General features: G+C 66.5%; 15 protein-coding genes. 9 read left to right on the top strand and 6 right to left on the bottom strand.

Annotation, left to right across the window (positions count from 1 at the left end; all coding sequences use genetic code 11):
- Positions 1-6 precede the first annotated feature (6 nt).
- From dapE to HZS63_RS06980, 4 genes are all read left to right on the top strand, one after another.
- Positions 7-1191: a succinyl-diaminopimelate desuccinylase gene (gene dapE, locus HZS63_RS06965; protein WP_180683325.1), complete on the top strand. Its 1185-nt coding sequence runs from the start codon at positions 7-9 to the stop codon at positions 1189-1191.
- A complete protein-coding gene (gene prmB / locus HZS63_RS06970; RefSeq protein WP_425505926.1) occupies positions 1188-2138 on the top strand; it encodes a 50S ribosomal protein L3 N(5)-glutamine methyltransferase in 951 nt (316 codons plus the stop codon). The genes dapE and prmB overlap by 4 nt, the downstream gene beginning before the upstream one ends.
- On the top strand, positions 2135-4150 hold the full coding sequence (locus HZS63_RS06975; RefSeq protein WP_180683326.1) for an ABC-F family ATP-binding cassette domain-containing protein: 2016 nt from the start codon (positions 2135-2137) through the stop codon (positions 4148-4150). Before prmB ends, HZS63_RS06975 begins: the two co-directional genes overlap by 4 nt.
- Before the next feature lie 61 nt (positions 4151-4211).
- Entirely contained in the window at positions 4212-5156 is a 945-nt protein-coding gene (locus HZS63_RS06980; RefSeq protein ID WP_219339112.1) for an RsmB/NOP family class I SAM-dependent RNA methyltransferase, read from the top strand.
- Here HZS63_RS06980 and HZS63_RS06985 read toward each other — a convergent pair.
- Positions 5126-6838 (bottom strand): thiamine pyrophosphate-binding protein, encoded by a 1713-nt coding sequence (locus tag HZS63_RS06985; protein WP_180683328.1) that lies wholly within the window; start codon positions 6836-6838, stop codon positions 5126-5128. The genes HZS63_RS06980 and HZS63_RS06985 overlap by 31 nt on opposite strands.
- Entirely contained in the window at positions 6835-8055 is a 1221-nt protein-coding gene (locus HZS63_RS06990; RefSeq protein ID WP_425505928.1) for an MFS transporter, read from the bottom strand. Before HZS63_RS06990 ends, HZS63_RS06985 begins: the two co-directional genes overlap by 4 nt.
- 97 nt (positions 8056-8152) lie before the next feature.
- Between HZS63_RS06990 and HZS63_RS06995 the strand changes: the two genes are divergently transcribed.
- A complete protein-coding gene (locus HZS63_RS06995) occupies positions 8153-9160 on the top strand; it encodes a D-2-hydroxyacid dehydrogenase family protein (protein WP_180683329.1) in 1008 nt (335 codons plus the stop codon).
- 6 nt (positions 9161-9166) lie between these two features.
- Here HZS63_RS06995 and HZS63_RS07000 read toward each other — a convergent pair whose 3' ends face one another.
- Positions 9167-11056 carry a type IV pilus assembly protein FimV gene (locus HZS63_RS07000; protein ID WP_180683330.1) on the bottom strand — a complete coding sequence of 630 codons (1890 nt, stop codon included), beginning with the start codon at positions 11054-11056 and terminating at the stop codon, positions 9167-9169.
- A gap of 172 nt (positions 11057-11228) precedes the next feature.
- Between HZS63_RS07000 and HZS63_RS07005 the strand changes: the two genes are divergently transcribed.
- From HZS63_RS07005 to HZS63_RS07020, 4 genes are read left to right on the top strand one after another with little or no spacing between them, the layout of a single operon-like run.
- On the top strand, positions 11229-12008 hold the full coding sequence (locus HZS63_RS07005) for an oxepin-CoA hydrolase, alternative type (protein ID WP_180683331.1): 780 nt from the start codon (positions 11229-11231) through the stop codon (positions 12006-12008).
- Between the two features lie 59 nt (positions 12009-12067).
- Positions 12068-12787: a Crp/Fnr family transcriptional regulator gene (locus HZS63_RS07010; RefSeq protein ID WP_180683332.1), complete on the top strand. Its 720-nt coding sequence runs from the start codon at positions 12068-12070 to the stop codon at positions 12785-12787.
- A gap of 25 nt (positions 12788-12812) precedes the next feature.
- Complete coding sequence (locus HZS63_RS07015; RefSeq protein ID WP_180683333.1) at positions 12813-13901, top strand: phosphotransferase; 1089 nt, start codon at positions 12813-12815, stop codon at positions 13899-13901.
- Positions 13902-13935: 34 nt separating this feature from the next.
- A complete protein-coding gene (locus tag HZS63_RS07020) occupies positions 13936-15198 on the top strand; it encodes an acyl-CoA dehydrogenase family protein (protein WP_180683334.1) in 1263 nt (420 codons plus the stop codon).
- A 5-nt stretch (positions 15199-15203) separates the two neighbouring features.
- Here the strand turns inward: HZS63_RS07020 and HZS63_RS07025 are convergent, their stop codons facing one another.
- Genes HZS63_RS07025 through HZS63_RS07035 form a run of 3 tightly spaced genes read right to left on the bottom strand, consistent with a single transcriptional unit; the run spans position 15204 to position 18707 of the window.
- Complete coding sequence (locus tag HZS63_RS07025) at positions 15204-17648, bottom strand: GspE/PulE family protein (RefSeq protein WP_246316215.1); 2445 nt, start codon at positions 17646-17648, stop codon at positions 15204-15206.
- Between the two features lie 43 nt (positions 17649-17691).
- Positions 17692-17913 (bottom strand): DUF2788 domain-containing protein, encoded by a 222-nt coding sequence (locus HZS63_RS07030; protein WP_180683335.1) that lies wholly within the window; start codon positions 17911-17913, stop codon positions 17692-17694.
- 14 nt (positions 17914-17927) lie between these two features.
- Positions 17928-18707 carry a DUF2189 domain-containing protein gene (locus HZS63_RS07035; protein WP_180683336.1) on the bottom strand — a complete coding sequence of 260 codons (780 nt, stop codon included), beginning with the start codon at positions 18705-18707 and terminating at the stop codon, positions 17928-17930.
- Positions 18708-18710: the final 3 nt, after the last annotated feature.

The raw sequence follows: 18710 nt of genomic DNA on the forward strand, positions 1-18710 counted from the left end.
GTGCCCATGACCGCCACCTTGCGCCTGACCGAGGCGCTGATCGCCCGCTCCTCCATCACCCCCGATGACGCAGGCTGCCAAACCCTGATCTCCGCCCGGCTGATGCCCTTGGGCTTCGTGTGCGAAACCATCGAGAGCGGCCCCGCCGATTTCCGCGTCACCAACCTGTGGGCCAAGCGCACGGTGTCACCAGACGCCCCCACGCTGGTGTTTGCCGGCCACACCGACGTGGTGCCCACCGGCCCCCTGGACCAATGGGAGAGCGATCCGTTCACCCCCACCCACCGCGATGGCAAGCTCTATGGCCGTGGCGCCAGCGACATGAAAACCTCGCTCGCGGCCATGGTGGTGGCGTGTGAGGACTTCATCGACACCCACCCGCAAGCCCCGCTGAACATCGCCTTCCTGCTCACCAGCGACGAAGAAGGCCCGGCCAACGACGGCACGGTGGTGGTGTGCCGCGAACTGCAAAAACGCGGCGAGCGGCTGGACTATTGCATCGTGGGCGAGCCCACCTCGGTCGAGCGCACGGGTGACATGATCAAGAACGGCCGGCGCGGCACCATGAGCGGCAAGCTCACCGTCAAAGGCGTACAAGGGCACATTGCCTACCCTCACCTCGCGCGCAACCCCATCCACATGCTGGCGCCGGCCCTGGCCGAACTGGTCGCCACCCGCTGGGACGGGGGCAACGATCACTTCCCGCCCACCACCTGGCAGGTCAGCAACATCCACGGCGGTACCGGGGCCAGCAACGTCATCCCCGGCGCCGTGGTGGTGGACTTCAACTTCCGCTTTTCCACCGAAAGCACGGCCGAGGGCTTGCAGCAGCGCGTGGCCGACATCCTGGCCCGCCACGGCCTGCAGGCCGGCGCCGACTACGACCTGGCCTGGACCGTCGGCGGCCTGCCCTTCCTGACCCGACCCGGCACGCTGGTGGATGCCGTGCGCGACGCCATCCGAGCCGAAACCGGCATCGAAACCGAACTCTCCACCACCGGCGGCACCAGCGACGGGCGCTTCATCGCGCAGATCTGCCCGCAGGTCATCGAACTGGGCCCGCCGAACGCCACCATCCACAAGGTCAATGAGTGCGTGACCGTGGCCGACATCGAGCCGCTGACGGCCATCTACCGGCGCGTGCTGGAAAACCTGGCGGGCGTGCCGGCCATGGACGAGACCACACCGTGAGCAATCCCGTGCATGCCCATTCCACACTGGGCGCGCTGCTGGAACGCGCCACCACGTTGCTGGACACGGCCCAGCTCGCCTACGGCCACGGCACCACCAACGCCCGCGACGAGGCCGCGTGGCTCACACTGTGGTCGCTGGGCCTGCCGCTGGACAGCGATCTGTCGGCACTGGAAGACCGACCCGTCAACCACGATGAGCAAGCCCGCGTACTGGCCCTGATCGAGCGCCGCATCGCGACACGCCAGCCCGCCGCCTACCTCACCCGCGAAGCCTGGCTGCAAGGCGTGCCGTTTTACGTGGACGAGCGGGTGATCATCCCGCGCAGCTTCCTCGCCGAACTCATCGCCAACGCCGATGGGGCCGAGAGCATCGACCCCTGGCTCGGCGAACACACCCGCCGCGTGCTGGACCTGTGTACGGGCAACGGCAGCCTGGCGGTACTCGCCGCGCTCGCCTGGCCCGACGTGACGGTGGACGCCGCCGACATCTCGCCAGACGCCCTGGCCGTGGCCCGCATCAACGTGGACAAGCACGGCCTGCAGGAGCGCATTCGCCTCATCGAGTCCGACGGCTGGGCGAATGTGCCCGACCGCTACGACCTGATCCTGTGCAACCCGCCCTATGTGAGCCGCGCCCGCATGGCGGCCCTGCCCCCCGAATACCGCGCCGAACCGGTGATTTCACTGGATGGCGGGTTGAGCGGCAGTAACGACGGCATGGACTTCGTGCGCCACTTGCTGGACCATGCCCTGGAGCACATGAACGGGCACGCCGTGCTGGTGCTCGAAATCGGCAACGAGCGCGAGCACTTCGAACACGCCTTCCCCACCCTGCTCGCCTACTGGCCGGAAACGACCTCGGGCGAAGGCCCGGTGCTGCTGCTCACCCGCGAAGCGCTGCAAGACTGGCAAGCCACGCGTCAGCGCAGCGGAGGCGCGGCATGATCACCCTGCGCGACGTGACCCTGCGGCGCGGCACCAAGGTCGTGCTCGACCGCGCCAGCGTCACCCTCAACCCCGGCGAAAAGGTGGGCCTGGTGGGCCGCAACGGCGCTGGCAAGTCCAGCCTGTTTGCGCTGCTGCAAGGCCACTTGCACGAAGACAGCGGCGACTTCACCTGGCCGCGCCAGTGGCGCCTGGCCCAGGTGGCCCAGGACATGCCCGAGACGGACCAGCCCGCCACCGCCTTCGTGATCGACGGCGACACCCGCCTGCGCGATGCGCAGCAGCAGGTCCGCGCCGCCGAAGCCAGCGGCGACGGCGAGGCGATGGCCCACGCCTACACCGCCCTGCACGACGCCGGTGCCCACGACGCCCCCGCCCGCGCCCAGGCGCTGCTGATGGGGCTGGGCTTTCAGGCGAGCGAGCTGGAGCGCCCGGTCAACAGCTTTTCGGGTGGCTGGCGGATGCGGCTGCAACTGGCGCGCGCCCTCATGTGCCCGAGCGATCTGCTCATGCTCGACGAGCCCACCAACCACCTGGACCTGGACGCCCTGGTCTGGCTGGAAAGCTGGCTCAAACGCTACGAAGGCACGCTGCTGGTCATCAGCCACGACCGCGAATTCCTGGACGCCGTCACGCAGGTCACGCTGCACATCGACAACGGCAAACTCACCCGCTACGGCGGCAACTACAGCCGCTTCGAAGACATGCGGGCCGAGCAGATCCGCCAGCAACAGGCCGCCTTCGCCCGCCAGCAAGACAAGATCGCCCACCTGCAGCGTTTCATCGACCGCTTCAAGGCCAAGGCCACCAAAGCCAAGCAGGCGCAAAGCCGCATCAAGGCCCTGGAGCGCATGGAGAGCATCGCGCCGGTCCTGACCGATGCCGACTTCAGCTTCACCTTCGACGATCCAGGCCAGTTGCCCAACCCCATGCTCAGCCTGCGTGAGGCGCGCTTCGGCTACCGCAGCGACACCGGCGCGGACACCGTGATCGTGCAAAACGTGACGCGCTCGGTGCAGGCCGGCCAGCGCCTGGGCATCTTGGGCGCCAACGGCCAAGGCAAATCCACCTTCGTGAAAACCGTGGCGCGCGCCCTGCCCCTGCTGGGCGGCACGCTCACCGAAGGCAAGGGTCTGCGCATCGGTTACTTTGCCCAGCAGGAGCTGGACGTGCTGCGCCCCGACGACACGCCACTGGCCCACATGATCCGGCTGGCCCGCGAGACCGAAGCGGCGGGCGCCCTGACCGGCCAGGCCCTGCGCGAGCAGGACCTGCGCAACTTCCTGGGCCGCTTCCAGTTCAGCGGCGACATGGTGCAACAGCCCGTGGGCACCATGAGCGGCGGCGAAAAAGCCCGGCTGGTGCTGTGCATGATCGTGTGGCAGCGCCCCAACCTGCTGTTGCTCGACGAACCCACCAACCACCTGGACCTCGCCACCCGGGAAGCACTGGCCGTGGCACTCAACGCATTCGAGGGCACGGTCATGCTCGTCAGCCACGACCGGGCGCTGCTGCGCTCGGTATGCGACGAGTTCTGGCTGGTCTCGCACGGTGGCATCGCACCTTTCGATGGCGATCTGGACGACTACCAGCGTTACCTGCTGGATGTGGCCAAGCAAAAACGCGAAACGGCGCAGGAGCCGTCAGGTGCGGGCCGGCAGGCAGAAAGCGCCCGCCCGGCCAACGGCTCCACGCCTGCGACAGCCCAGCCAGACGCCCCGCGCCTGCCCCCCGGCGAACAACGCAAGCTCGAAGCCCAGCGCCGCCAGCAACTGGCGGACCAATTGAAGCCCCACAAAAAGCGCCGCGACGCCCTGGAACAGCAACTGGAAGCCTTGCAGGCCGAACAAGCCGAGCTGCATGCACGTCTGCAAGGCAACCTGACCCAGGCCGAGTTGGCACAGGTCGGCAAGCGCCTCAAGGCCGTGGACGAGGCGCTCGCCGAAACGGAGGAAGCCTGGCTCGAAGTGGCCGCCTTGATCGAAGACTTGCAAAATGCGGCCGCACTCTGATCCAGCCCAGCACAGCGCAGACCTCTGCACCCAGTCATGCCCGGATGAGGGGCTGCCCCCGTTGCCCGAAGCCTTTCTGCACCTGCTCGACGCGGTGGTGCCCGCCTCGCAACGGCCCATGGTGGACGCCAGCTACACCCGCCCGCACTGGACCAGCTTCCGTTTGAATACGCTCAAGGCCGATCCAGCAGACACCCTGGCCGAGCTCATGGCTCAGCCTGCCCTCAATCTGGAGGCCCTCGACGGCGTGGACGGCGTATTCCTCGTCCCCCCGGCACAACGCGAACACCTCACCCACCACCCGGCGGCGGGTGACGGTCGGATTTACATCCAAGGGCTCTCCAGCATGGCCGCCGTCTGGGCACTGGACCCGCAACCCGGCGAAGAAATCCTCGATCTGGCGGCCGCACCCGGTGGCAAGACCAGCTACATCGCGGCCCGCATGCAAGGCATGGGCCGGCTCGCCGCCGTGGAGCCGGTGAAGGCGCGGTTTCACCGGCTCAAGGCCAACCTGCAGCGACTGGGCGCCGGGCATGTGCACACCTACCTGAAGGACGGTGCCGTGGTCGGCAAGCTGACGCCCGAACGTTTCGACCGCGTGCTGCTGGACGCGCCCTGCTCCTCCGAGGCCCAATTCACCCGGCTGGACCCCACATCGTGGGCCCACTGGAGCCCCAAGAAGGTCAAAGAGAGTGCGCGCCTGCAGGCGCGACTGATCCGCTCGGCCTGGGCGGCCCTCAAGCCCGGCGGACGGCTGGTGTACAGCACCTGCTCCCTGTCGCCGGAAGAAAACGAGCTCACGGTGCAGGGGCTGCTCGCCGAACAAGCCGATGCGGCTGTCGAAGCCATCACGCTGCCCACCCGACCGGACACGCTGCCCACCCTGGCCGGCCTGAGCCACTGGCAAGGTCGGGCGCTGGACCCGCGCCTGGCGCAGTCGCTGCGCATCCTCCCCAGCGACCGCACCGACGCGTTTTACATCTGCTGCCTGCGCAAGGCGGCCTGACGGATCGCGTCCAGCGTCCCGCGCGTGGTGATGACCTCCGGGTCCAGCGGCATCTCGATCAGGGTGCCGGTGGGCGCCTCCAGGGCCCGGCGCAGCGCAGGCTCCCAGTCGGCGGTGCAGGTGACGCGCTCGGCCGCATAGCCGTAGGCCCGGGCCAGGGCACAGAAATCGGGGTTGTGCAGTGAAGAGCCCGCCACATGACCGGGGTACTCGCGCTCCTGGTGCATGCGGATGGTGCCGTACATGCCGTTGTTGAGCAGCAACACGATGGTCTTGGCACCGTGCTGCGTGGCCGTGGCCAACTCCTGCCCATTCATGAGGAAATCGCCGTCCCCCGCGATGGTGAACACGGTGCGCCCGGTCGCAATGGCCGCGGCCACGCCCACCGGCACGCCATAGCCCATGGCGCCATTCGTGGGCGCGAGCTGGGTTTTGTGGCCGCGCGCCAAGCCCGGGTAACGGTAGAAGCGATGCAACCAGCTCGCAAAATTGCCCGCGCCGTTGGTCAGCACCGCATCGGCCGGCAACAGGCGCTGCAGCGTGTGGATGACCTGGGGCAGATCGATCTCACCGGGCAATTGCACGCCGCCGTTGGCCACGTCGATGTTGGCCAGGTAGTCGGCATGGCAGCCTTGCGCCCAGTCGCCCCACGGCACCTGCGGCGGTGGGGTGAGCGTCTCCAGGCTGCGCGCGGCAGCCGACAGGCTCGCACAAATGGCCAGATCGGCCTGATAAACCCGGTTCAACTCCTCGGCGCTGCTGTGGATGTGCACCAGCTTCTGCCGGGGGCGCGGCACCTCGATCAAGGTGTAGCCCCCGGTGGTGGCTTCGCCCAGCCGGGGGCCGATGGCGATCAGCAGGTCGGCCTGCTGGATGCGTTGCGCCAGTGCCGGGTTGATGCCCAGGCCCACATCCCCTGCGTACAAGGGGTGGTGGTTGTCGAACGTGTCCTGAAACCGGAAGGTGTTGCACACCGGCAGTTGCCAGTTCTCGGCGAAACGTTCGAGCGCCTGGGCGGCCTGCGGGGTCCATCCGCCGCCACCGGCCAGCACCAGCGGGCGCTGCGCCTGCAACAGCATCTCGCGCAGTCGGCGCAGTGAACCGGGGTCGCTCCAGGCTTCCACCGGCTCCACGCGCGGCAAGGGCGCACCGTCCACCGGGTGGGAGAGCATGTCTTCGGGCAACACCAGCACCACCGGGCCAGGCCGGCCGTTGAGGGCGGTGGCAAAGGCGCGGGCCACATATTCCGGGATGCGGCGGGCATCGTCGATGCGCTCCACCCGCTTGGCCAGCGGCCCGAAGAAGCGGAAGAAGTCCACCTCCTGGAAGGCCTCGCGGTCGCGGCAGTCGCTGGCCACGTCGCCCACGAACAGCACCATGGGCGTGGAGTCCTGGAACGCCGTGTGCACGCCAATCGACGCATTGGTGGCGCCCGGCCCGCGCGTGACGAAACACACACCCGGACGCCCGGTCAGCTTGCCGTGTGCCTCGGCCATGAAGGCGGCCCCGCCCTCCTGCCGGTTGATGACGAAACGGAGGCGATCGGCATGGTGGTGCAAGCCATCGAGCACCGCCAGGTAGCTCTCGCCCGGTACCCCGAAGGCATGGGTCACGCCCTGTTCGATCAGGCATTCCACCAGCAGATGACCCGCCAGACGGGGGGCAGCAACCTGGGCATTCATGCCTGCACCTCCGCCGTGCGCCGACCCACACCCAATGCCGCGAACACCGACAGCATCAACACCACCGCCGCGCCGGCCAGCGTGACCCCGTACCAGCCCCGGTCCATGAAGGCACCGAAAATCAGCGGCGAAATGGCGAAGCCCACGTCCAGCCCGGAATAGACCGTGCCGTACACCCGGCCTGTGGCCCCCTTGGGCGTGGCACGGCGGATCATCATGTCGCGGCTGGGCCCGGCAACACCCACGGCCAAACCCGTGATCGCCAGCACGATCATGGTGCCGGTGCCGCCCATCCATCCGGTGGCGGCGAGCAACATCAGCAAGGCCCCGGCGCCCATGCAGCCACCCACCACACGATCGGTGTGTGTGGCCTTGCCCGCGACGAATCCCCCCAGCACCATGCCCAGGGCGCCACACAGCATGTAAGCGGTGAGCGTGAACGTGGCGGCCTCCAGGCTGACCGCATGCACCGCCTTGAGGATGGAGGCCGAGTAGGTCTGCACCACCGCCAGCGTCATGGTGGACAACAGGAAGAAAGCGAAACACCACCACACCACCGGCAGCTTCATGAAGGCAAGGTCACTGCCCCGCGTGGCGCCAGGGGGGCGAATCACCACCTCGGTCTCGAGGTGGTCGCGCTGCCACCACAGCAGGGCCAGCACAGCCAGGTACATCACCGCGGCAGCCAGGTAGGCGGCGCGCCAGTCGGCCAGTGCCGTGATGCCGACCAGAAACACCGGTGCCGCCGCCCAGCCCAGGTTGCCGGTGAGACCGTGCACACTGAAGGCATGACCCAGCCTCGGGGCCGAAACCCGCTGGTTGAGAATGGAAAAGTCCACCGGGTGGAACGGCGCGTTGCCCAAACCGGCCAGCACCGACACCAGCAGCAGCGCCGCGTAACCGTCGGCCATGGAGGCGGTCAACGCCGCGGCGGTGAACAGCAACAGGGAGCCGAACAGCACGGGCCGCGCCCCGAATCGGTCCACGACGAAGCCCGCACTGGCCTGGCCCAGGCCGGAGATCACGAAAAACACGCTCATCAGCAAACCGACCTGGGAAAACGACAGGTCGAACTCGCTCATGAGCACCGGAAACAGCGGGGGCAGCAGCAGATGGGTGAAATGCGAGATGCCGTGCGCCAGACCCACCAGGGCCATGACACGCGCGTCTTCGCGCCAAGGAACGGAAGGAGGTGGCGACGAAGCGCCGAGGGACATGCTTGACATGTGACGAATCGTAAGCGAAAGCCCGCAAACCCGCAGTCACCCGCTCGAACCCGCCCGGCACCGCAGCGGACACAGGCACAATAGCCGCATGAACATCGTGATCCTTGACGACTATCAGGATGCCGTGCGCAAACTGCCCTGCGCGGCCAAGCTCGAACCCTATCCCGCCAAGGTGTTCACCAACAACGTCAAGGGGGTGGGGCAACTCTCGGTCCGTCTGCGTGACGCCGACATCGTGGTATTGATTCGTGAACGCACCCATATCACCCGCCAACTGATCGAGAAACTGCCCAAGCTGCGGCTGATTTCGCAAACCGGGAGCGTGGGCCGGCACATCGACGTGGCGGCCTGCACGGCACACGGGGTGGCGGTGGCCGAGGGGGTGGGCTCGCCCGTGGCACCGGCCGAGCTGACCTGGGCGCTGATCATGGCGGCCATGCGGCGCATCCCGCAATACGTGGCCCATCTCAAGCATGGCGCCTGGCAACAGTCGGGTCTCAAGGCGGCCGCCATGCCGCCGAACTTCGGCATCGGCATGGTGTTGCGCGGCAAGACGCTTGGGATCTGGAGCTATGGCAAGATCGGCCAGATCGTGGCCGGATACGGGCGCGCCTTCGGCATGCGGGTGATCGTGTGGGGCGGGCAAGCCAGTTGCCAGCGTGCCGCCGCCGATGGCTACGAGGTGGCCCCCTCCAAGGCCGCGCTGTTTCAGGAGTCGGACGTGCTCAGCCTGCACCTGCGATTGGGCGAACACAACGTGGGCTGCATCTCGCTGGACGATCTCAGCCTGATGAAGCCGACCTCGCTGCTGGTCAACACGTCGCGCGCCGAATTGATTCAACCCGATGCGCTCGTCGCCGGCCTGAACCGCGGCCGCCCCGGCATGGCAGCGGTCGATGTGTTCGAGTCTGAGCCCATTCTGCAAGGCCATGCCCTGCTGCGCCTGGAGAATTGCATCTGCACGCCGCACATCGGCTTCGTGGAACAGGAAAGCTACGAGAAGTACTTCTCCGCCGCGTTCGACAACGTGGTCAATTACATCAAGGGAACGCCGACCAATATCGTCAACCCCGGGGCACTGCAGTACCACCGCTGATCGGGTTCAGGTTTTGGGGTCGTCCGGCTTGGTCTGAATTGGGGGTTCGAGTTCGAACGAGCCGACATCGAAGTCGAGGGTATGGTCCTCACGCTTTTCAGATGTTGGCGAACCCGAGGACTCGTCGGCCCCACTGAGGGGCGGTGCGGACGGCAGCTCGAAATCCAGCATCGGAGCCGCCGCAGCGGCCCCTCCCGGACGGGGGGACAGTTCGGTCACGGACTTCCAGTCCGTCACTGGCAGCGCCGTCTCCTGTTGGGGCGTGTCGGAGCAAGCCTCGCGAAGCTCCCAAACGCCTCTGAGCATGAGCAGGTCATCGAACGCGGCCAGGGTACGCACGGTCAGCGGGCTGTCTGCCGCACCGGGCTGCGAGGCCAGCGCACGCGCCAACAGATCGCCCGCCGCGGCGCGAGGCCATTCGCGCACCAGCGCCTGGATGAAGGCCGTGTCCTCATCGAGATGACGAGACGCCGAGAACTGGGCCCTCTCGGGTACCAGGCGTTGGAAATGCGTTTCGTAAAACCGTTGGGCGGCGCTGCGGTCGTTCTCGCTGCCATGGAGCTGGGCCAGCTGCAACCACAGCAGATACGGGGCCTCCGATGCCCGCGGGCTATCAGACACGAAAGCACTCAGCGCTGCCATGGCCTCCTGGAATTGACCGATGGACTCACAGAAGCGCGCCTGCTGCCAGGTGTCTTCCAGCGCGGCAAGGTCCAATGGGGCGACCGGGACCTCGTGGAACATGGATTCGCGTGCATCGGCAACCTCCAGACCGTCCATGCCATCGGGCGGTGAAACCTCACCGGGCGGCCCAGCCGGCGCCGTCTGCGCCGGCTGCGGCAAAGAGGACTCCCACCAGGGCACGGCCACAGGAGCCGATGCGGCGGACCGGCGCCAGGTACGCCACGCATACCACAGCCCAGCCAGCAGCAACAGCGACAAGCCTCCCAACCCATACACCAGGGCGGATGACCCCTGTTGCGCCTGCTCAGCGGCACGCAGTTGGGCATTCATGGTTTCCAGCGCCAGCCGCAGGCGCTCCTGCTCTGCCCGCAGCGCCTCGAGCTCTTGCTGCAAAGGATTCGGTTCCACCGCCGCGACGGTCGGAACTGGTGCGTCGGAGGTCATGGGGGCGCTGCCGCTGTCCGAGGCAGCGCCGGCAGAAGGCATGTCGACCGGATCGAGTTGCAGACGCGAACCCGCCGCGGGCTCGTCCTGCGGCAGGGTGACGGTGCCAGCGGCATGCCGAGGGTCGTCTTGCACGGGGGGTGGCGCCACGACGGGCAGCGGACGGGTCTTGGACAGCATGCGCGTCACTGCTGCGGGGCGAGGGGCAGGTGCGGAGAGGCGAATCGGGGTTTCGGGCTGCAGCGCGGCAGAATCTGCAGATCGAGCAGGCGTTGCCGCAGCGGTCGAAGGCTGTCCTGCGACGCGCACCGGCGCCAGCCCCTCGACAGGCGCTGCCGCAGGCGCAGGCGGGCGCTGGACCAGCACAGGTCCCGAAGCCGCCGGAGCTGGCGTGGCCAAGCGAGGTTCCACATCCGCCAGCAGGGTGTAGCTGCGGCGAAACGGCGTCTGACAGCCGACCTGGATGGTCACCGTCACGATCGGTTCATTCACCGGCTCGGTGGCGCGCACCCGCAAAGCACCCGCCCCACCGGTGCCGACCCGGTGGATCTCCGCTGTGATCGCCGTGGCCGCAACGCGCATGTCGCCGTAGATCACCTCGGCTTCCAGGCACAAGCCCGCAGCGGCTTCGGAAGCATCGATGCTGCTTTGGATGAGGATATCGAGCGGACGACCGATAATGACGTTGCCTTGCGTGGCACCGAGCGAGACCGCAACGACCTGGGTGGTTGTCGCAAGCAGCACGCTTCCCATCCCCAGCTTCAGCATGTTTTGTTCCTTGTGGTGCGGATATGTGTATCGTTGTCAGCGCTACATTCTGGCACAAGCACCTGACCCGCACCCCATGAGAGACCGCATGAACCCCTCTTTGCACCACACGGCCGCCGCCGTGGGCCGCGGCGCACCCAACCTGAACCTGACACACGTGGAGGACTGACACATGCCAGCGACCCTGAAGAGCCACAGCGTGGATGCCACCCTGGTGCTCACGATCAGCAACCCCGACCACCGCAACGCCCTGGGCCCCGAAATGTACGCCGCCGGCGTCGAGGCCTTCAACGCCGCCGACGGCAACCCGGACGTGCGCTCCATCGTGATCACCGGCGAAGGCCCCCACTTCTGTGCCGGGGGCAATCTGCAACGCCTGCTGGGCAACCGCCAGCACCCCCCCGCGGTCCAGGCCGAGAGCATCGAAGGGTTGCATGGCTGGATCGAAGCGGTGCGCAGTGCCTCCAAACCGGTGGTGGCAGCGGTGGAAGGCTCGTGTGCGGGCGCCGGTTTTTCGCTCGCGCTGGCATGCGATTTCCTGGTCGCAGCCCGCGACAGCGTGTTCGTGATGGCCTACGCCAACGTGGCGCTCTCGCCCGACGGCGGCGGCAGCTGGAACCTGGCGCGGCAGCTGCCGCGTGCCACCACCATGCAATTGTTGATGCTGGGCGAACGCTTCGGTGCCGATCGGCTGCAGCAGCTTGGCTTGATCAACCATGTCACCGAACCCGGTCAGGCGCTGCACCGGGCGCTGGAACTCTGCGAATCGCTCAACGCCAAGGCGCCCAATGCCCTGGCCAGCATCAAGGAGCTGGTCAACGATGCCGCGCAGCAACCACTCAGCGCCCACCTGCGGCAGGAGCGTGACCAGTTCGTCCGCAACCTGCACCACCCCAACGGCGGCGAAGGCATCAGCGCCTTCCTGGACAAGCGCCCGGCACGCTACCGTTGAAGCCGCCGCGTCACCCGCGAGACATTTCCATGCACCCCCAGTCACTCACAAGACAGACGATGGACGAACCGATTCTGACAATGGAAGAACGCGAGGCGATCAACAGCGGTCGCTGGTTCACGAGTCTTTCCCCTTCACTTCGACACGACATCCTTCGATGCGCCTACGTCAAACGCTACAAGGACGGCGACCTCATCGTGGCCCGAGGCGACCCACCCTCCGAGTGGTCCGCCGTGGCCAAGGGCGCCGTGCGCGTGAGCTCGACGTCGCTGTCGGGCAAGCAGATCACCCTGACCTATGTGGAGCCGGGCGTGTGGTTCGGCGACGTGGCGATGTTCGACGGCGACCAACGCACGCACGACGCCTATGCCCACGGCCCGACCACGCTGCTGTGCGTGGCGCGCAACGACTTCCAGAAAATCCTGTCGCAGCACGTGGAGCTGTACGAGGCACTGCTGCGGCTGCAGGCGCGGCGCATCCGCAACCTGTTCGGCCTGGTGGAGGACCTCAACACCCTGCCCCTGCGGGCCCGGCTGGCCAAGCAACTGCTGCACCTGGTGCGCAGCTATGGCGTGCCCTGCCTGGCCAACGGCAACGAAATCCGCATCGGTCTGCAACTGGCGCAAGAAGAACTGGCCCAGATGCTGGGCGCTTCGCGACAGCGGGTGAATCAGGAGCTGAAAGCCATGGAGCGCGAGGAAGCCATCCGCATCGAACCGGGCGGGCTGGTGGTGCGCGACCGCTCAGCGCTGATGCGCATCGCCGAAGCCGAACACTGACCCCCCACCGGAGACCCCATCGGCCATGAGTGACACCCCTTCCCCCCCTCAGGCCGATGCCTCCTCCCCAGGCGGTCACGCCATCGACATCCCTGCCCTGGAGCGTTGGTTGACCGCTCACCTCGCCGGTTTCAGCGGGCCCCTGCAGGTGAAGAAGTTTGCCGGCGGGCAGTCGAACCCGACCTACCGCCTCATCACCCCGGCACGCAGCTACGTGATGCGGGCCAAACCTGGCCCGGTGGCCAGGCTGCTGCCATCGGCGCATGCCATCGAGCGCGAGTTCCGCGTCATGAGCGGCCTGGCCGGCACCGATGTGCCCGTGGCCCGCATGCATGTGCTGTGCGAGGACGAAAGCGTCATCGGCCGTGCTTTCTATGTCATGGAGCATGTGGACGGCCGCGTGCTGTGGGAGCAGTCCCTGCCCGGCATGTCACCGGCCGAGCGCCGCGCCCACTACCTGGAAATGAACCGGGTGCTCGCCGCGCTGCACAAGGTGGATTTCCGCGCCGCCGGCCTCGGCGACTACGGCAAGCCGGGCAACTATTTCGAGCGCCAGATCGGCCGCTGGAGCAAGCAGTACCAAGCCTCCATCACCCAGCCGATCCCGGAAATGGATCGCCTCATCGAGTGGCTGCCCGCCCACATCCCGGCCATGGCCCGGGACGAGGCCATGGTCTCCATCGTGCACGGCGACTACCGGCTCGACAACCTCATGTTCCACCCCAGCGAGCCCCGCGTGCTGGCGGTGCTGGACTGGGAACTGTCCACCCTCGGGCACCCGCTGGCCGATTTCAGCTACCACTGCATGTCCTGGCACATCCCCCCCGGCATGTTCCGTGGCATCGCCGGCCTGGACATCGCCGCGCTCGGCATCCCGTCCGAGCAGGAATACATGGCGTTGTACTGCGAACATACCGGCTTTGCCACCCCCGAGGCCCTCATGGCCGACTGGAACTTCTACCTCGCCTACAACATGTTCCGCCTCGCGGCCATCCTGCAGGGGATCGCCAAGCGGGTGGAAGACGGCACCGCCTCCAGCGCCCAGGCCCGCCAGTCGGGCGCGGGTGCCCGCCCCATGGCCGAACTGGCCTGGTCCTTTGCCCAGCGGGCCTGAACACCCCCGCACCGATCCACCACAGGAGCCCCACATGGATTTCGACTACACCCCTAAGGTCAAGGCCCTGCAGGCCCGTCTGCTCGCCTTCATGGACGAGCACATCTACCCCAACGAGCGCCGCTTCTTCGAGGAAATCGCCGCCAACCGTGCCCAGGGCAACCCCTGGGTTCCCACCAGACTGATCGAGGAGCTCAAACCCAAAGCCCGCGAGGCCGGTCTGTGGAACCTGTTCCTGCCGCATTCCAAGCGCGCTCCCGAAGGCCTGAGCAACCTGGAGTACGCCCCGCTGTGCGAGATCATGGGCCGCGTGCCCTTCGCGCCCGAGGTGTTCAACTGCTCGGCCCCCGACACCGGCAACATGGAAACGCTGGAGCGCTACGCCTCGGAAGACCTCAAGGACCGCTGGCTGGAGCCGCTGCTGCGCGGCGAAATCCGCTCCGCCTTCCTGATGACCGAGCCCGAGGTCGCCTCTTCGGATGCCACCAACATCCAGTGCCGCATCGAGCGCCAGGGCGACGAGTATGTGATCAATGGCCGCAAGTGGTGGTCGTCTGGCGCCGGTGACCCGCGTTGCGCGGTCTATATCGTCATGGGCAAGACCGACCCCGAGGCGCCCCGCCATTCGCAACAATCCATGATCGTGGTGCCCGCCGATGCCCCTGGCGTCCGGGTGGTGCGCCCGCTGTCGGTGTTCGGCTACGACGACGCACCCCATGGCCACATGGAGGTGGTGCTGGAAAACGTGCGCGTGCCGGCAGGCAACATCCTGCTCGGTGAAGGGCGTGGCTTCGAAATCGCGCAGGGCCGGCTCGGGCCGGGCCGCATCCACCACTGCATGCGCTCCATCGGAGCGGCCGAGCGAGCACTGGAGCTGATGTGCAAGCGACTGAGCCAGCGCGTGGCCTTCGGCAAGCCGGTGGCCGCCCAGTCCATCTGGCACGAGCGCATCGCCGAAGCCCGCTGCATGATCGAGCAGGCCCGCCTGCTCACACTCAAGGCCGCGTACATGATGGACACCGTGGGCAACAAGGTGGCGAAGGCCGAGATCGCCATGATCAAAGTGGTGGCGCCCAACATGGCGTGCCAGATCATCGATTGGGCCATCCAGGCCCACGGCGGCGGCGGTGTGAGCGACGATTTCCCTCTGGCCTACGCCTATGCCAACCAGCGCACCCTGCGCCTGGCCGACGGCCCCGACGAGGTGCACCGCAACGCCATCGCCAAGCTGGAACTGGCACGGCACCACCTCCTGGCCGCGAAAGAAGTGGAGATGCCGATCACGCGCGGTTGTTGAACCGTTCAGCCCAGAGTCGAGGAACGCACCTCGGCCAGGCTGGTCAGGCCCTGCAACACCTTCTCGATGCCGTCCTGGCGCAGGGTCCGCATGCCTTCCTGGATGGCCAGTACCTGCACCTCCGTCGGGCGGGATCGGCTCTGGATCAGGTGGCGCATTTCGGCCGAGTTGCTCATCAGTTCGTGCACCGCCAGCCGGCCATAGAAGCCGGTGTGGCCACAACGGTCGCAGCCGCTGGCATGGCTGACGAACAGTTGGCCGTCGCGGCCGAAACGCTTGAGCCAGTCGGCCATAAGGGTGTCGTGGTCGCGCAGCGGATGCTCATAGGGTAACTGCGCCTGGTAATCGGCGATGAGCTCCTCCAGCAACGCTTTGGAGACCGCCTCGGTTTGGATGCACGAGAGGCACAGGCGTCGTACCAGGCGCTGGGCCAAGATGCCCTGTAGCGAATCGGCGAAAGAAAATGGATCGACCCCGAGATCCACCAGCCGCACCACCGTTTCGGCGGCTGAGTTGGTGTGCAGCGTGGACAGCACCAAGTGTCCGGTCAGGGCCGCCTCGATCGCGATTTCGGCCGTTTCCTGATCGCGAATTTCGCCCACCATGATGACGTCCGGGTCGGCCCGCAACAAAGCACGCAGGGCAGCCGCAAACGTCCAACCGATTTTCGGGTTGACCTGGATTTGGCGCAGCCCGCGCTGGGTGATCTCGACCGGGTCTTCGGCGGTCCAGATCTTGCGACTCGGCGTGTTGATCTGGCGAAGCGCGGAGTGCAGCGTGGTGGTCTTGCCCGAACCCGTGGGGCCGGCACACAGAAACAGACCGTAGGGCCGTTCGACGATGGCCTCGAACGCGGCCAGGTTGTGCGGGCTGAGCTGCAGCTTGTCCAGCGGCATCGGCTCGGAGGAAGACAGGATACGCAGCACCACGTCTTCCAGACCGTTGACGGTGGGAATGGTCGCTACGCGCAATTCGATGGCCAGCCCGCCGAACTTGGCGAAATGGATCTTGCCGTCTTGCGGTTTGCGCCGTTCGGAAATGTCGAGATCGCACATGATTTTGATGCGCGCGATCAGGGCATTGCGGTAGCTCGACGGCAGTTCCAGATAGGGCCGCATCTGACCATCGACGCGAAAGCGGATGACCAGTTTCTCCCGCCCGGGATAGGGTTCGATGTGGATGTCTGAAGCCCGCTGGTAGTAGGCCTCGGTGATCATGGAGTTGATCAGCCTGACCAGCGTGTTGTCCGACTGCTCGATCGGGCGCTCGTCGTCCTGAACCTCCACCGCCTCGCCCGTCAACTCGACCGCGAGCTGCATCGCATCCACCTGGGCAGCACTCGGCTCGCCGGCGGGCGCTGTGGCAGGAGCCGCTTTGGACGAGGACGTCGCGCTGGCCAGATCGCTCATGCCGATCTCTCGGTAGGCCTTCTTGATCTTGTCCACCAGTTCACCACTGGTGCTGACCACCGGAATCACTTTGCGCTGGGTGGTGAACTCCAGCTCGTCGATGACCTTGAACTGCAACGGATCGGTCATCGCCACCACGATGGATTTACCCTGGTCCAGGATAGGCAGCACCTGCAACCGCAACGCCAGGGCAAAAGGCACACGACGCAGCGCCGAGGCGTCGATCGGGAACTTGGCCAGATCGACGAAGGGATAACCCATCTTTCGAGCGAAAGCGGTCTGCAGATCGGCCGCGGTGACGAGTTTTTTTTCGAGCAGGATTTGCCCCAACGGGCGTTTTTTGTCCGCTTGTTGAAGCTTGAGCACCGCATTGAGCTGATCGACCGTGATCTTGCCCAAGCCCACCAGGGCCTGCCCGATCGGCACCGGCTTGAGGCTGCTCTGGCGCCTGAGTGCTTCCAGCAGCTCCTCGTGCGTCTCGACCGTGGACTTTTCCACCGTCTCGGAGGTGAAGGCGGGCTCCACAGGTCCCTCGTAGAGCATGGTCTGGGCAAAGTCGGCGTCGGAAATCAACGCCTCATCGCCTTCCCGGATTTCCAGCCTGACGATGCCGTTCTTGGGCACGAACACCCGGTAGGGGTCGCCATCGAGATTGCGCTTGGGGAAGATCCACAGGCCCTGGTCGGTTTTTTCGTACCGGTAGCAAATGCCCGAATACAGCGAGCCATCACGCAGGAACACAACGAACGACTGGGCCTGGCTCGCATCCGCACCCGGCAGCCCGGTCGGGCTGAATTCGGTATCCGTCGGCGCATGGTGCTGGATGCGCAGGCGCTTGACCTGATTGAACTTCAGGCTGAGGCTGCGCTCCTCACCCCGAAGCCGCAGCTTCAGGACGCGCCGTTCGGTGTCGAAGTCCAGCAGATGACCGGACACGGTGTTGTCGCTCCAGCCCTCCACCGTGCAGGCCAGAATCGCCTCCCCCACGGGAAACACATCCGTGCGCTCGATGTTGGGCAGTTGAAAAGTCGGCTCATTCATGCTTTACCCTGAAAAACCGGTGGGTCTGCAACATAGCGGCAGGTCACAGTCCCAAGACCCATTTGATGACGTTCTTGGCCAGAAACCCCAGCATGCCGAACGACAGCACCAGAAACAGAATGAATGTGCCGAACTTGCCCGCCTTGGATTCGCGGGCCAGATTCAGCACGATGAACAGCATGTAAAGGATGAAGGCCCCCACCCCGAAAGTGAGGCCGAACTGGGCGATCTGCCCCTCGGTATAGCCGAAAATGGTTCCCTGCATCGGGTCGCTCCGTCTCAAGCCCGAGGCGTGCGGATCGAACCCGCGCGCTTGAGATCGACATAGGCGTGCCAGCTCGCATGCCCGAGCACCGGCACGATCACGATCAGCCCCAGCATCAGCGTAGCCAGGCCGAGTCCGACAAGCGTCACGATCAGCAGGGCCCAAAACGCCATCACCACCGGATGGCTGCCCACCGCCCGCCAACTCTCGCCCACCGCCACCCACAGCGGGGCCTGCGTGTCCACCAGCATGGGCAGGGTGACGATGCTGGAGGCGAACATCGGTGCCGCCAGCAGGGCCCCGAGCAGTAGCCACACCTCGAACAGGCCGGGAGCAGGGGCCAGCACCACATGGTGCAGAAAATCGACCGGCTTTTCCACCGGCGCCACGGACCACAGCGTGATCAAACCGGCGGAGGTGAGCACCCAACCCGTGCCCGCCAAGGCCAGCAGCAGACCGAAGCCCATGAGCCGCCGGTCACCCGACAACCACACCCTCAGCACCTCGCGGCAGCAGACCTTTTCGCCTTGCTGGGCCTGGCGGCTGACGGTGTAGAGCCCCGTGGCCAGCACCGGCGCCACGATCAGGAACCCGGAAAACGCGCCGGCCAGCCACCAGAACTGGTCATGCGCCAACCAGAGCAGCAACCCACCAAACCCAGCCAGCCCGACCCCGTGCATGAGTCCCGGGAGCGGATTGGCGACCAGATCCCGCCACCCCCATGCCAGCCAGCGCAGCGGCGAAAGCGCATCGATCGCCGGCCGAGCCGGGGACTTCCCATCGTGTTCTGTCATACG

It is taken from the genome of Tepidicella baoligensis, assembly GCF_013432195.1.
GTDB classification, from domain to species: Bacteria; Pseudomonadota; Gammaproteobacteria; order Burkholderiales; family Burkholderiaceae_C; genus Tepidicella; species Tepidicella baoligensis.